The organism is Tardiphaga sp. (genome assembly GCF_041424195.1).
Taxonomy (GTDB): domain Bacteria; phylum Pseudomonadota; class Alphaproteobacteria; order Rhizobiales; family Xanthobacteraceae; genus Tardiphaga.
Genome location: NZ_JBGMOE010000075.1, coordinates 78,887 through 92,011 on the forward strand (window position 1 = coordinate 78,887; position 13,125 = coordinate 92,011).

Annotated in this window: 11 protein-coding genes; 1 reads left to right on the plus strand and 10 read right to left on the minus strand. The window is 60.1% G+C overall.

Going from position 1 to position 13,125, the window contains the following annotated elements:
- Positions 1–4 precede the first annotated feature (4 nt).
- The 7 genes from ACEK02_RS12270 to ACEK02_RS12300 all read right to left on the minus strand — a co-directional run bounded on the left by ACEK02_RS12270 (position 5) and on the right by ACEK02_RS12300 (position 7,553).
- A complete protein-coding gene (locus tag ACEK02_RS12270; RefSeq protein ID WP_371421983.1) occupies positions 5–790 on the minus strand; it encodes an SDR family NAD(P)-dependent oxidoreductase in 786 nt (261 codons plus the stop codon).
- Between the two features lie 75 nt (positions 791–865).
- The gene (locus tag ACEK02_RS12275) at positions 866–1,579 is read right to left on the minus strand and encodes an ABC transporter ATP-binding protein (protein ID WP_371421984.1); all 714 of its coding nucleotides are present in this window, start codon (positions 1,577–1,579) and stop codon (positions 866–868) included.
- Positions 1,579–2,346 (minus strand): ABC transporter ATP-binding protein, encoded by a 768-nt coding sequence (locus ACEK02_RS12280; protein ID WP_371421985.1) that lies wholly within the window; start codon positions 2,344–2,346, stop codon positions 1,579–1,581. The genes ACEK02_RS12275 and ACEK02_RS12280 overlap by 1 nt, the downstream gene beginning before the upstream one ends.
- Positions 2,346–3,350, minus strand: a complete 1,005-nt coding sequence (locus ACEK02_RS12285) for a branched-chain amino acid ABC transporter permease (protein WP_371421986.1) — start codon at positions 3,348–3,350, stop codon at positions 2,346–2,348. The genes ACEK02_RS12280 and ACEK02_RS12285 overlap by 1 nt, the downstream gene beginning before the upstream one ends.
- Entirely contained in the window at positions 3,347–4,252 is a 906-nt protein-coding gene (locus ACEK02_RS12290; RefSeq protein ID WP_371421987.1) for a branched-chain amino acid ABC transporter permease, read from the minus strand. The genes ACEK02_RS12285 and ACEK02_RS12290 overlap by 4 nt, the downstream gene beginning before the upstream one ends.
- A 135-nt stretch (positions 4,253–4,387) precedes the next feature.
- Positions 4,388–5,647: an ABC transporter substrate-binding protein gene (locus ACEK02_RS12295; protein WP_371421988.1), complete on the minus strand. Its 1,260-nt coding sequence runs from the start codon at positions 5,645–5,647 to the stop codon at positions 4,388–4,390.
- 265 nt (positions 5,648–5,912) lie between these two features.
- A complete protein-coding gene (locus tag ACEK02_RS12300; protein WP_371421989.1) occupies positions 5,913–7,553 on the minus strand; it encodes a flavin-containing monooxygenase in 1,641 nt (546 codons plus the stop codon).
- Positions 7,554–7,686: 133 nt separating this feature from the next.
- On the opposite strand from ACEK02_RS12300, the gene ACEK02_RS12305 reads away from it, so the two are divergent.
- A complete protein-coding gene (locus ACEK02_RS12305) occupies positions 7,687–8,604 on the plus strand; it encodes a LysR family transcriptional regulator (RefSeq protein WP_371421990.1) in 918 nt (305 codons plus the stop codon).
- Positions 8,605–8,846: 242 nt separating this feature from the next.
- Here the strand turns inward: ACEK02_RS12305 and ACEK02_RS12310 are convergent, their stop codons facing one another.
- The 3 genes from ACEK02_RS12310 to ACEK02_RS12320 form a co-directional block, all read right to left on the minus strand.
- The gene (locus ACEK02_RS12310) at positions 8,847–10,172 is read right to left on the minus strand and encodes an adenylate/guanylate cyclase domain-containing protein (RefSeq protein ID WP_371421991.1); all 1,326 of its coding nucleotides are present in this window, start codon (positions 10,170–10,172) and stop codon (positions 8,847–8,849) included.
- Positions 10,173–10,407: 235 nt separating this feature from the next.
- Positions 10,408–11,214: a class I SAM-dependent methyltransferase gene (locus ACEK02_RS12315; protein WP_371421992.1), complete on the minus strand. Its 807-nt coding sequence runs from the start codon at positions 11,212–11,214 to the stop codon at positions 10,408–10,410.
- Between the two features lie 152 nt (positions 11,215–11,366).
- On the minus strand, positions 11,367–12,446 hold the full coding sequence (locus tag ACEK02_RS12320) for an alpha/beta fold hydrolase (protein WP_371421993.1): 1,080 nt from the start codon (positions 12,444–12,446) through the stop codon (positions 11,367–11,369).
- Positions 12,447–13,125: the final 679 nt, after the last annotated feature.

The window sequence follows — 13,125 nt, forward strand, 5'->3', positions numbered from 1 at the left end:
AGCCTCAGCGCGCCGGCGGCACGCCGCCATAGGTCGTGAGATGCGAGCTCGCGAGCCAGCCCGCATCGATCGGAAGATTGATCCCGGTGACCGCCGACGCATCATCAGACAGCAGGAATGCGACGCCGCGTCCGATTTCCTCGGGATCGACCATACGCCCCAGCGCCGAGCCTTCGACCAGCAGTTTGGGATCGCGCGTCCCGCGCTCGATATTGGCGAGCACCGGCGGGGTTCCCACATAGCCCGGCGACACCGCATTGACGCGCACACCCGAGCGGCCCCAGTCGGCTGCGAGACACGCCGCCATGTGAACGGCCGCAGCCTTCGACGGCGCATAGGCGTGCAGTGGCGCGGTGCGCGACGCGGTGACCGAACCCGTGATCACGATGCCGCCGCGCCCACGCTTGGTCATGCGTTTGCCGGCGGCAAGGCAGGATACATAGACGCCGCGCAGATTGGCGGCGATGACCTTGTCGAATTCCGCGAGCGGCAGGTTCTCCGCACGGCCGCCGGACTGGATCACGCCGGCATTGGCGAACAGCGCCTCGACCGGCCCCAGCCGCGCCTCGATATCCGCGAACGCCGCTTCTGTCGCGTGTTCGTCGGTCACGTCGAACGGCACGGAGTCGGCGCCGATCTTCGCTGCGGATTCCTTATTGGCCTTCGCATTGATGTCGGAAATGACGACGCGCCATCCGCGCTCGATCAGCACGCCGGCAGTGGCCAGACCAATCCCGCTCGCGCCGCCCGTCACGACGGCAATGCGGCCGCGTCCTTCGTCTCGTTTCATCGTTGCACTCCCGTTGTCAGTTTCTTCTTTGCGTGCAGCATCATCGCGCATTCGCGATGTGATGGCGTCGAGATGCTAGACCGCCAGATATCGTTGCTTGATTTCTTCGTTGTGCCGGAGCTCATCGATGGTCGCGCGATAGACGATCTGGCCCTTGTCGATCACTGTCGCATGGGTCGCAATGCCGAGACAGAAATGCATGTTCTGCTCGGCCAGCAGGATGGTGACGCCCATGCCGCGCAGCGTCTTGATGAGCTCTCCGATGGCCTGGACGATGATCGGCGCGAGGCCTTCGCTCGGCTCATCAAGCAGGAGGACGTCGGGGTTGCCCATCAGCGTTCGCGCGATGGTCAGCATCTGCTGCTCGCCGCCGGACAACCGGCCGGCCATGCGTTCCTTCATCGAAGCGAGGATCGGAAACACCTCATAGATGCGCTCGCGATTCCAGTGCTGGTCGCCGCGCGGCCCCTTCTTGGCGGCGACGATGAGGTTGTCATCGACCGTGTGGTCCGGAAAGACCTGCCGGTTCTCCGGCACATAGCCGATGCCCGAGCGGGCGATCCTGTAGGACGGGCGGCCCGCAAGCTCCTGTCCTGCAAGAGCAACCTTGCCGCGACGTGGCGGCGCGAGGCCGGCGATCATCTTGAATGTCGTCGACTTGCCGGCGCCGTTGCGACCCAGCAGCGCCATGGTTTGCCCCTGCTCGACGGCGAGATCGACGCCGAACAGGATCTGGCTGGCACCATAATAGACGTCGGCGGCTTCGACATGGAGGAACGGGTCGGTCATCATGCCTCTCCCACTGCTGCGGAGAGATGGTGATCGGCGCCGAGATAGGCGTCGATGACATCCTGATTGCGCCGGATCTCGTCGGCCGTGCCCTGCGCCAGTACGGCGCCGTATTTGAGAACGTGAATCTTCTGGGCGATCTTGAAGACGATATCCATGTCATGCTCGATGAACAGCACCGTCATCTTCTTGACCTGCCAGAGATGCTGCACCTTGCCGATCATGCGCCAGCGCTCGTCCGGCCCCATGCCCGCGGTCGGTTCGTCAAGCAGCAGTACCTTCGGCTCCATGGCAAGCGCGAGACCGATATCGAGCAGCTTCTGGTCGCCATGAGACAGGTTCCGCGACAGCGTCCCGGCCTTGTCGGCGAGCCCGAGCAGTTCGATGATCTCTTCGGTCCGCGACTTCGCCTCCGCGACGGGAAACCGCCGCAGGAAGGTCCATGACTTGCGCAAATGGGAGATCACCGTCGCCATGATCGCCTCGGTGACAGTCAGGCTGGGGAAGATCTCGGCGACCTGAAACGCCCGCGTCATGCCGAGCCGCACGACCTCGAGGCTCGATTTACCCACGATATCCTGACCGTCGAAAATGACCTTCCCCGAATTCGGCCGGAACGCGCCCGAGATCAAATTGAAGAAGGTGGTCTTGCCGGCGCCATTCGGTCCGATGATCGCCGTGAGCGAGCCTTCGGGGAAATCGATCGAGACGTTGCGCGTGGCGTGGACGCCGCCGAAGCGTTTGTCGAGGTTCTGAACCGAGAGCATCAGGCGACCCTCTCCTTGACGAAGGCGGCCTCTTTGGCAGCGGGGACCTTGGCTTCTTTGCGTCGCTGCAGATATTCGACGACGTAGTCCGCGACGCCCTGACGCAGACCAAGCACGATGGCCAGAATAACGATGCCAAGCACCAGGCCGTGATACTCGGTGTAGATGGACACGAAGTGTTCGAGCAGGCGCAGCAGGATGGCGCCAATGATCGGCCCGACGAACAGCTGCGAACCACCGAGCATAATCATGAAGATGGCCTCGCCCGACGTCGTCCAGAAGCCGAATTCCGGGTAGGCCCCGGAGACGAACAGCGACAGCAGGATGCCGGCCACGCTGGCCATCGCACCGGCCAGGATGAACACGCCGAGCTTCATGCGAACAATGTCGACACCGAGGTAATTGGCCCGGTTCGGATTGTCACGGATCAGGCGCAGCGTGTAGCCGAACGGCGACTGCCACACCTGACGCATGATGAGAATGCAGACGACGAACACGCAAGCCGAGAAAATATAGAGCGACACACCACTGCTAAGATCAATGCCGAAGAATGGTGGCCGCGGAATGCCGCCGCGCAGACCCTGGTCGCCGCCGGTCAGACTGACCCATGTCAGAATGATCGAGTGGATGAACATCTGGAAGGCGAGCGTGATGAAGGAGAAATAGATTTCCTTCAGGCGCACGCAGATCGCACCGATCACCAGCGCAAGCACCGCAGTGCCGAGCACCGTGACGAAAATTGCGACTGGTATCGATACACGGCCGGACTGCATCAGCAGACCGAACATATAGGCGCCGGACACGAAGAAAGCCGCGTGCCCGAACGAGACCAGCCCCGTGAGCCCCACGAGGAGGTTCAGCGACATCGCCAGCAGGCCATAGGCCATCACATAGATGAGGAAGTCACGCAGAGATGGCTTGGTGAAGATGAACGGTACGACAATCAAAACGATCAGCACGACAGCCGCAAAGAGCAGATCGCGCAGGAATCCGGCTTTCATCATCGCGCGATCTCCCGACCGAGCAGACCGCTGGGCTTGATGATCAGAACGACGGCCATCATGCCGAACATGATCCCGTCAACGAAAAGCGGAAAGCCGATCGCGCCGAACGCGCGCGTAAAGCCGATGAGCAACGCTGCGATCAGCGCACCGACAATCGATCCCATCCCGCCGATCACGGTGACGATGAAGCTTTCGATCAGGATCGACAGGCCCATGCCCGGCGTCAATGTACGCGTCGGCGCTGCGAGGGAGCCGGCAATACCCGCCAGCATGCTGCCGACGCCGAACACGGCCGCGTAGAGCAGCGTCGTGTTGATCCCGAGCGCGCCGACCATCTGCGGATTGATGGCCAGCGCCCGGATGATCTTGCCGATCCGGGTCTTCTCGATCGCGAGCCAGAGCATCGCGCCGATCGACAGGCTCGCAACGATCATGAAGACGTAATAGGCCGGGACGAAGCCGCCGGCGAATTCCAGCGGCGGAAGCGCGAAAACGTCAGGCATGCCCATCATCTTGTATTCCGGGCCGGCAATGATCTTCACCAGATCATCGAAGATCAGGATGATGGCGTAGCAGACCAGCAGCTGCATCAGGATGTCCTTGCCATACACCTTGCTGATGATGAACCGCTCGAAGATGATCCCGATCAAGCCTGCCCCGAGCGCGCCGGCAAGGAATGCCAGAAAAAAGCTCGACGTCGCCTGGTAGGTGAAGAATGCGATATAGGCGCCAGCCATATAGAAGGCGCCATGAGCGAAATTGATGACGCCGAGCACGCCGAAGATCAGCGACAGGCCGGACGCCACCATGAACAGCAGCATTCCGATGATGAGCGCCGTCGATATCTGCGTCACGGCGCAAGCTGACGATGACAGACAGGAGGCAAGGGCTTCGAGGTTCACAGCGATGGTCCTTCGATGGTCTGAGCGGGCCTGTTCCGGCCGCCGCGAACGGCGGACCGGATGTGCGGCGGAGCGGCAAAGCCCGTCGGGATGCGACGGGCTGCGTCATCTAAGCGACGATGCTCCGCAGAAAGCTCAGGCGTAGCCCTTTTCTTTCTTCCACTCCTTCTCCAGCTCGATGATCTTCGACCATTCCGTATCGACGTAATCGAGCACCCAGGGGGACTTGCTGACCGTCTTGCCCCAAGCCACCGGGTAATTGATGATCGTATGATCGCTGTCACGCATGGTGATGCCGGCGCCGCCAAAGGGCAGCTTCACCGTCATGCCGGAGATTTCCTTGGCCAGTGCAGAACTGTCCGTATTGCCGTTTGTGCGACGCAGCGCCTCGATAATGAACTGCGACGCCGCGTAGTTCTGCCACGCCCAATTGGTGGGTTCGTGAGGCGCCACTTTGACATAGGCATCGCAGAAGGCGGTGTTCTCGGGTGAACTCGGAAATCCCTTATTATACCGATAGGCCGTATTGAGCCCCTGCGGCAGATTCTTGATTGCTGTAAGGATCGGCGGGTCGCCGAGGCCACCCGAGAAATAGGCGGTGTTCTGGAACAGGCGATACAGGTTCGACTGCTCGATGAACGCGACGAGATCGCCGCCCCAAAGCGCCGAATAGACAGCCTGCGGCTTCACCTGCATCAGCTTGGTGATGCTCTCGGTGTAATCGGGTGCGAATAGCTTCGGCCAGAGCTGATCGACGACTTCGATCGAGGGCTCGAACACCTTGGCATATTGCAAGAACTCCGCTGTGTTGTCGCGGCCATAGGCGTAATCAGGTGAACATGTCGCCCACTTCTTGAGCCCCTTCTCCTTGGCGATCTTCGCTGCGTAGCTCCCACCTGCGACAGCATCGTGGATGCCCTGCCGGGCACACCTGAATACATTCTTGCTGAGCAGCTTGGGATCTGCCGTCAGCGACGAGGTTTCGCTGCAGGTATGGAGGCAGAGAATGCCGAGATCGCGCACGACCTCGTGCACAGCGAAACTGCCCGACGACGCCTCGCCATCGATGATGATATCGCAACCGTCATTGTTGATGAGATCGCGCGTGACCTTGGCGGCTTCGTCAGGGCGACCTTTGGAGTCGCGGTCGACCACTTCGAACTTGCGGCCGTTGATGCCGCCGGCTTCGTTGATCTGATTGAAAGCAAGCTGGACTGCAAATCGACTGGACGTGCCGAGGATCGCAACGCGCCCCGACAGGATCGTCGGCAGGCCGATCTTGATTACCTTCGCCTGCGCACCGGCGATATGCGGCGTGCCTAATGCGGCAAGCCCTGCCATGGCGCCAGCGCCCTTGAGGATGCGTCGGCGTGAGATGCCCTTGGTCGTCGTCATTGTACCCTCCCTGATTTTGATGTCCGGCTTTGCCGGTACATATTTTATTATTTCCAGATCGACGTGGTCTTCCGGTGGCTCACTCTCCTCACTCAGTTTTCCGGTCGATCAGCGCACCACGGAAGATCGTGCAGCAGGAACGGCGCGCTGTCCAACGGACTTTCCAGATACCTCGCGTAAATTCGCCGCAGCAAGGTCCAAGGATGCGGCGGCGCCGAGTCCTGTTGTCCGCGTGCGCCCGCTTGGACCTTCGCAGCATGAGTCGCTAGCTCAGCGCGAAACCGCGATAGCCGCTTTGTGCGACGTCGTCACAGATCGCGGTGTAGCGCGCAAAGCCGCCCGCATAGGGCATGAAAACGCGTGGCTTGCCCGGCACGTTGGCGCCAAGATACCAGGACGAACTCGCCATTGGCAGCAGCGTTGCGTCCGCGGCCTCGTTGACATGCGCGACCCACTTTTCGGCCGAGTCGATATTGGCCTCGATCCGCTTGAGACCCTTCGCGCGCATGTCGCGAATGCAATTGGTGATCCAGTCCACGTGCTGCTCGATGGCAATCGGCATGTTGCATAGCACTGACGGACTGCCGGGGCCGGTGATGGTGAACAGATTCGGGAATTTCGGCGATTGCAGGCCAAGGTAAGTGCGCGGGCCGGTTGACCAGGCATCTTTCAGCTTCGTGCCCCGGCTGCCGCTGATGTTCAGATTGACGAGTGGTCCCGTCAATGCGTCGAAGCCTGTCGCGAACACGATGATGTCGAGCTCATATTCCTGCTTCGCCGTGCGAATGCCCTTCGCGGTGACCTCGACGATCGGTTCTGCCTTGAGATCGACCAGGAGCACATTGTCCCGATTGAATGTTTCGAAATAGCCGCTGTCGATCGGCGGGCGCTTTGTCGCAAAGCCATGATCGCGCGGAGTCAACATCTCTGCGACCACCGGATCCTTGACGACGGTCTTGATCTTGTCGCGGAGGAAGTCCGAGGCCGTCAGATTTGCCTCGACATTCTGCAGGACATCGGAAAACGAAGCACGGAAGCGCAAGCCGCCGCGCTCCCACGCTTGCTCATAGATCTCCTGCCGCTCCGCATCGGACACCGACAGCGCCGAACGCGCCGAGATCGTGAACGGATGTCCGTTAGTGCCAGCGCGCGCCAGCCGCCAGATCTCGTCGTAGTTCTCTCGCGTGTGCTTGATCTCGTCCGCGGTCACCGGGCCATTGCGCGCCGGAATGCTGTAATTTGCCGTGCGCTGGAAAACCGTGAGGTGCTGGGCCTGCTCGGCAATGACAGGGGCTGCCTGAATCCCGGTTGATCCGGTACCGATCTGGCCGACCCGCTTGCCGCTGAAATCTACGCCCTCATGCGGCCACAGGCCGGTATGGTACCATTGGCCCTCGAAGCTCTCGAGACCCTTGATATCAGGTACATTGGCGGTCGACAGACAGCCCACCGCCGTAATCAGGAATGGCGCGGAGAACGATTGTCCGTTCCTCGTCTGCACTGTCCAGAGATTGGCGTCGTCGTCGAATGATGCGGATGTAACCTCGGTGTTCAGCCGGATATCGCGTTTGAGATCGAGCTTGTCGGCGACGAAGTTCAGATATTTCCGGATCTCCGGATGCTCCGGATAACGCTCGCTCCAACTCCACTCCTGCTCGATCTCCTTGTTGAAGGAGTAGCAGTAGTAATAGCTCTCGGAATCGCAGCGGGCGCCCGGATAGCGGTTCCAGAACCAGGTGCCACCGATGCCACCACCTTTTTCGAGCACAGTGACGTCGAGGCCGAGTTCATCCCGCAATTTGTGGAGCTGGTAGAGGCCTGAAAATCCGGCGCCGATAATGATGGCGTCACAGGCATGGCTGGATCGTTCAGTCACTGCAAAAGCAGTGCGCTCGTTGGTCGCCAACGGTCGTCTCCCCGTTCGTTTATGAGCGGCTTCGCATGGCCGCGCTGTTGCCTCGAAGGCTAGAGATTTGCCGGATGGCTTTCCATACTCTATCGTTCAAACCTGATGTGAATTTCCGTCACAAGAGAAAAACGTGAACCGCTACACAGAGATGCAGGTTTTCGTCAGGGCCGCGGAAGACGGCAGCTTCTCTGCAGCGGCCCGAAACCTTGCCATCACGCCGTCCGCAGTCAGCAAGCTCATTACGCGAATGGAAGAGCGGTTGGGCGCGTTGTTATTCCGCCGCGCGCACCGCAACATCGTCATGACGCCGGAGGGAGAAGTCTTCTATCGGGCGGCGCTTGCAGCCATCGAAGCCGTCGAGGCCGCTGACGCGACGATCTTCAGCGGCAAGCTCGGTCGCGAAACCCTGCGCATACGTTCAATGCCGATCTTCGGGCAGGTCATTCTCGCCAAGAAACTGCCGGAGTTTTGCCGGCAGCATCCGAATCTTCAGGTCGAACTTCAATTGCGGATCGATCCCGGGCCGCTTCTCGACGAAGGAACGGACGTCGCAATCCACGTCGGTCATCTCAATGACTCCTCGCTCGTGGCCACGCGATTTACGAGCACGCGATGGATCATTTGCGCGTCGCCGAGCTATCTGGCCGAGCACGGCACGCCGTCACATCCCGACGAGTTGGCCGACCACGCCTGTCTCAATTTCCATTCGTCTATCGCCGCCAGTACATGGACCGTGCGCGGCGCCGACGGCCTGTCCGCGCCACTTGCAGTCAAGAGCCGCGTGCGCTCGAACCAGGCTTCGATCCTGATCGAGTTCGCACGGGCAGGCCTCGGCATCGTGCGACTGGTCGAAGTCCAAATCGCGGACGATCTCGCTCAGGGCCGACTGGTCGAACTCTTTCCCGAACATCAATGCCCGGAGGAACATCCAATCTATGCGGTGTACCCAAGTCGACGACTTGTGAGCAATCGCGTGCGGGTCTTCCTCGATTTTCTGAAGATCACCCTGCCCGATCCGCCACCATGGCGGTACTGGCGAAGTCGGTAGGCTGAATATGATGACTGACCACCCGGTCGGCGGTTCGCGAATGGTGGGAAAATGGCGCGCCACTGAAAATAAAACTACGAACTCATATATGATTGAAATCGCAACATAATTCTCGGTGCTTTGTTGCGCTCAACACAGAGATACCCGCTCTGCCATCAGCATCGAGAAAGATTTGCCACAAATCAAACCTGAGACAAAATCTGAGCGACCGCCTTCCGACAGCTTTTCGGCCATGAGGCGCGTCAATCACTCGCAGCGTAAAGGTCCCATCTTCCCGGCAATCCCTTTGGCTCAAATGACTCCCGCTGGACAAACTTCAGCCCGGCACCCGCAACGAGATCGGTGACCACGCGTGATACGAGGATCTCGTCCGCAGCACCTTGTGCCATCACACGCGCCGCAGCGTGTACGGCGATACCACCGATGTCCTTGCCCCTGATCTCGATTTCGCCGGTATGGAGTCCAGCACGCAAGGGGAGACCGATGTCTCGGGCAGCAGAACGCATGGCGAGGGCACAGCGCACCGCACGGCCAGGGCCATCAAAGGTCGCCAAAATGCCGTCGCCGGTGCTTTTGACCAGATTGCCCCGATGTCTGCTGACCTCCTCTTCCGCGAGCCGATCATGGTCATCCAGGAGCCGGCGCCAGCGTTCATCACCCATTTCGGCGGCACTTCGGGTCGAGTCGACGATGTCCGTGAAAAGTACGGTCGCCAGCACGCGCTCCAGGCCCACTGACGGGGCTTTCCGATGTCCGGTAACGAATTCCTCGATGTCTCCATGGAGCGCCTCGACGTCGCCAACCCAGAAACAGTGATCGCCCTCAGGGTATTCGACATATTTCGCGCCGGCAATTTGCTCACCAAGCTTGCGGCCAAGGGCAACGGGGACCTGAGCGTCGGTTTTCCGGTGCGTCACCAGGGCAGGGACCTGCAGTGTCGGGAGGATCGAAGTGACGTCAATCTGCCGGTTGAGTTCCAGGAGTGTCCGCATGGCGCCGGGGCTGCAGGATAATCGCTCCAGCTTGGCAAACTGGCTAACGGCATCGGCACTGCGAGATTGGCTCGCGATGACCGTTCTGATCATCTCGCCGCGGCCAAAAGCCTTAACGGTGTGCTCCAGGCCAGCCTGCCACAAGTCATCTGGCATGCGATCCGCAGCGCGCGCAAAACCTCCAACGAGGATGAGATGCGAGACCCGGTCGGGATAGGTCGCCGCGAACAAAACGCTCATTGGGCACCCTTCAGAGAAGCCGAACAGAATGACGCGCCGCGCGCCAATCTCGTCCATGACAGCGCGGACATCGTCCATCCGTTCCTCGAGAGAGGGCGCGTTGGACATTCTGTCGGACAACCCCTGACCTCTCTTGTCGAAGCTCACAACCCGGGCAAAGCGGGATAGCCGCTGCAGGAACGCGGTATAGCCCGGGAATTCATGCATGAATTCGAGGTGCGAAAACACGCCCGGGACCATGATAATGTCGATCGCGCCGTTGCCCATCACCTGGTAGGCGATGCTGAGATCGCCGGACAGCGCATAGCGTGTCTCGGGCAATTTGAAGGTGGACATGAATTCCTCCGGATCCTTTCCCGCAGACTCTATGCCTATCCTCGCTGCGAGATTTGTGATCGACGGACAAGCAGGCAAAGGCCCTTCGAGCCCTTTTGCATCAACCCAAGGGTAGGATACCGACGGACGAAATTGATTCTCGATCGCGGGTACAGACCGTTGACGGGCGGACAACCGATCACTCGGAAGGGGCTCATTTCCAGGTGACCGGAATTTCTCGACCCACTTCAAAGTATCAGGATCGAGCGACCAGATATCGGAACGTGTTGTTCAGACGATAGCCGCCGGATGCTGTACGGTAGGGCTCAATTGAAGCAACGACCGCGTCCCGGGCGCGATCATAGCCTGAGGTCCGAATCGCGCGCTCGACCGGCCCTGCTGACAGCATGCCGCGGAGCGCAGTTTCACGATCGACGTAGATCCAAGGGCACGGAACATCCACGACTGTGCCTGGTTTCAGACCTGCTTCGCTTGCGAGTGCCCTGAGCCTGCTTTCGTCCGACAGCGCAAATGGCCCCGGAGCGCCCGGCGGCGGTGGCGGCATCAATAATCCCAAGGCTTTCAAATGCCCGGCCGCCTCGCAGGTTTCTGGCAAACCCCAAACGGCGATTACTATGGCGCCGTCGGCTTTCACGACGCGGCGCGCTTCACGTAATGCGTTTACTGGGGATGCCGCATACTGGAATGAGTTGAAACCGGTCACGACGTCGAACGTACTGTCCGGGTATGGCAGGGCTTCCATTTCGGCAACGTGGAAATCTGCGCCAGCAACGCGTCGCCGTGCGATTTCGACAAAGGGCGCGGTCGCGTCAACTCCAGCAACGTGACGAATTTTCCTGGAGAAGACCTGCGCGGCGAGCCCCGCCCCACCTCCGACATCGAGGATCGAGCTTGCGTCCGTCACTTCAGGACGCGCAAGCACGCTCTCGTAAAGAGGAAGGAAGGTCGGCTCCTGCACCTCGGCATAATCACGGGCGCGTACACCCCACAATTCCCCCTGCAGCGAAGCGGATCCAGCAGGTGCGGTTGCTGTCATGGTCATTCCGTTCTCCTCAAATCTAGCCGGTCGCGAGGACGCGCCGTACCGCCGTATGATCGAGAACGCCGCAGCATCCGTCATGAGGCTACGGACCCAGGCGGATGCACGATTTGATGAGATTGATAGAAAACTTGGGACTCGAGACCCAGATTTGGTCAGTCTCCGGAAATCCGTGCGGATCCAAGGCCCGCCTCGCGCGCGCGCACGATCGCCTGCGCACGGTTCGGCGTGCCGAGCTTGCCGAAAATGCTGTTGATGTGGTTGCGGACAGTTTTCTCGCTCAGGGTCAGCGACGTTGCGATCTGCAAATTGTCCAGACCGCGCGCGATCAAGTCGAGCACCTCGCGCTCGCGCGCGGTCAACTCAAGAAAAACTGATTCTGCGGATTCCGCGACCCGATTGGTACGGACAAACCGCGCCGTCTCGTCGAAGAACTGGCGCCATGCAGGCTGGTGTTCGAGCAGGAGGTGATTGTCACTCTCCAACGGAGCGAATTCGGCATCCGGGATTGAGTGGGCGATCAGGCGACCTTCGGCGAACGGCACCCGCGCATCGTTGCGAGCGTGCATGACGAGCGTGGGGCTGCGGATATCGGACAGCGTGTCGCCGATATCAATACGGTCGAGCGCGCGCATCAGACGCACCACGTTCTGTGGCGAGATCGTCATGCGCTGCATGTCCATGAACCAGCTGTATTGCTCCGGCTTGCTGTCGGGTATCAGCAGCGCGGTAAAGACCTGGCGGAACGCCGGATTGTCGCGCCCCCAGCCGAGTTCAACCACTTTGAGCATCGTTTCGGCTTCATCAACGTCCGCCTGCGAGGGACTCCGACTGAGCTTTCCGCGCGCATAGGCGCCATAGAGAACCAGATGGCTCACGCGCTCAGGATGGCGTGCCGCGTAAGCCATCGCCACTGGCCCTCCCTGGCAGCAGCCGAGCAGAATGAATTGCTTCAGTCCGGCCGCGTCAACGACGGCCTCGAGGTCGGCGACAAGATCATCGAATGTCAGATGTTCTGGATCTTGATCGGATAGGCCGCAGCCCCGACCGTCATAGCGCGTAAGCGTGTAATTCCTGGTCAGTTCGGCAAGCCGCGCATTCCAGATCGGGCTCTTCCAGTCGTATTCCACATGATTGAGCCAGGTTGCGACCTCGACCATCGCCGGGCCGTGGCCGCTCTGCGCATAAGCAATGCGGACGCCATCCGAGGATTTGCAAAAGCGGATCTGGGGCATGGCCGAGGTTCCGATTGTCTCTATCTATTGTATCTGGAGAAAAAGCCTCGGCCACACCGGATAAGCCTGATACGTCCTCGGCCAGAATAGGAAGTCTCGCCCTCGTGTCTTGACCTCGAGGCCCGCCTCCCGATTCCAACGATGCATTACGGCCTGACGAACGAACGCCAAAAATAAAATTATGTAAATATAGTGCATAACGACCGGGTGCACAGCACGCACGCCCCAGGAGACGAGTGCGTCACCGATGATCAACACCCTATCAGGGTTCGTCGTTTTATTCCGAATGGTGGGAAAATGGCGCGCCATTCAGAACAAGACTACGAACTCATATATTGTTGAAATAGCTATATAATTTTCGACCATCCAATCCCCCGTCATAGGAGCACCACGTCCGGCCGCAGCCTAGCCAACCGCGGTCAGTGCATTGACGAACGCGATCGCAGATAGGCGATGTCGCGATCCGGCGTCAGTATTCGCTGGGAAACTGCGCGCAACACTTGGCGACGGCATTGCGGAGTTGCCGCTGACGTCGATCTCTGCACTGCTGCGACCGTTGAGAAACCACAACACCCGGGTGAGGCGCTAATCGTGCCCCATCGGCGCTCGAAGCAAACGTAACCATAGCTTATCGAAAAGCGGCAGCAGTCCTTGAGGCGTCGCCAGAATGACGCCGATA

Bases quoted from the DNA above. Each gene is read 5' to 3' on its own strand.
- ACEK02_RS12275 (WP_371421984.1), bottom strand. From the start codon at position 1,579: ATGACCGACCCGTTCCTCCATGTCGAAGCCGCCGACGTCTATTATGGT.
- ACEK02_RS12280 (WP_371421985.1), bottom strand. From the start codon at position 2,346: ATGCTCTCGGTTCAGAACCTCGACAAACGCTTCGGCGGCGTCCACGCC.
- ACEK02_RS12320 (WP_371421993.1), bottom strand. From the start codon at position 12,446: ATGCCCCAGATCCGCTTTTGCAAATCCTCGGATGGCGTCCGCATTGCT.
- ACEK02_RS12295 (WP_371421988.1), bottom strand. From the start codon at position 5,647: ATGACGACGACCAAGGGCATCTCACGCCGACGCATCCTCAAGGGCGCT.
- ACEK02_RS12270 (WP_371421983.1), bottom strand. From the start codon at position 790: ATGAAACGAGACGAAGGACGCGGCCGCATTGCCGTCGTGACGGGCGGC.
- ACEK02_RS12285 (WP_371421986.1), bottom strand. From the start codon at position 3,350: ATGATGAAAGCCGGATTCCTGCGCGATCTGCTCTTTGCGGCTGTCGTG.
- ACEK02_RS12315 (WP_371421992.1), bottom strand. From the start codon at position 11,214: ATGACCATGACAGCAACCGCACCTGCTGGATCCGCTTCGCTGCAGGGG.
- ACEK02_RS12310 (WP_371421991.1), bottom strand. From the start codon at position 10,172: ATGTCCACCTTCAAATTGCCCGAGACACGCTATGCGCTGTCCGGCGAT.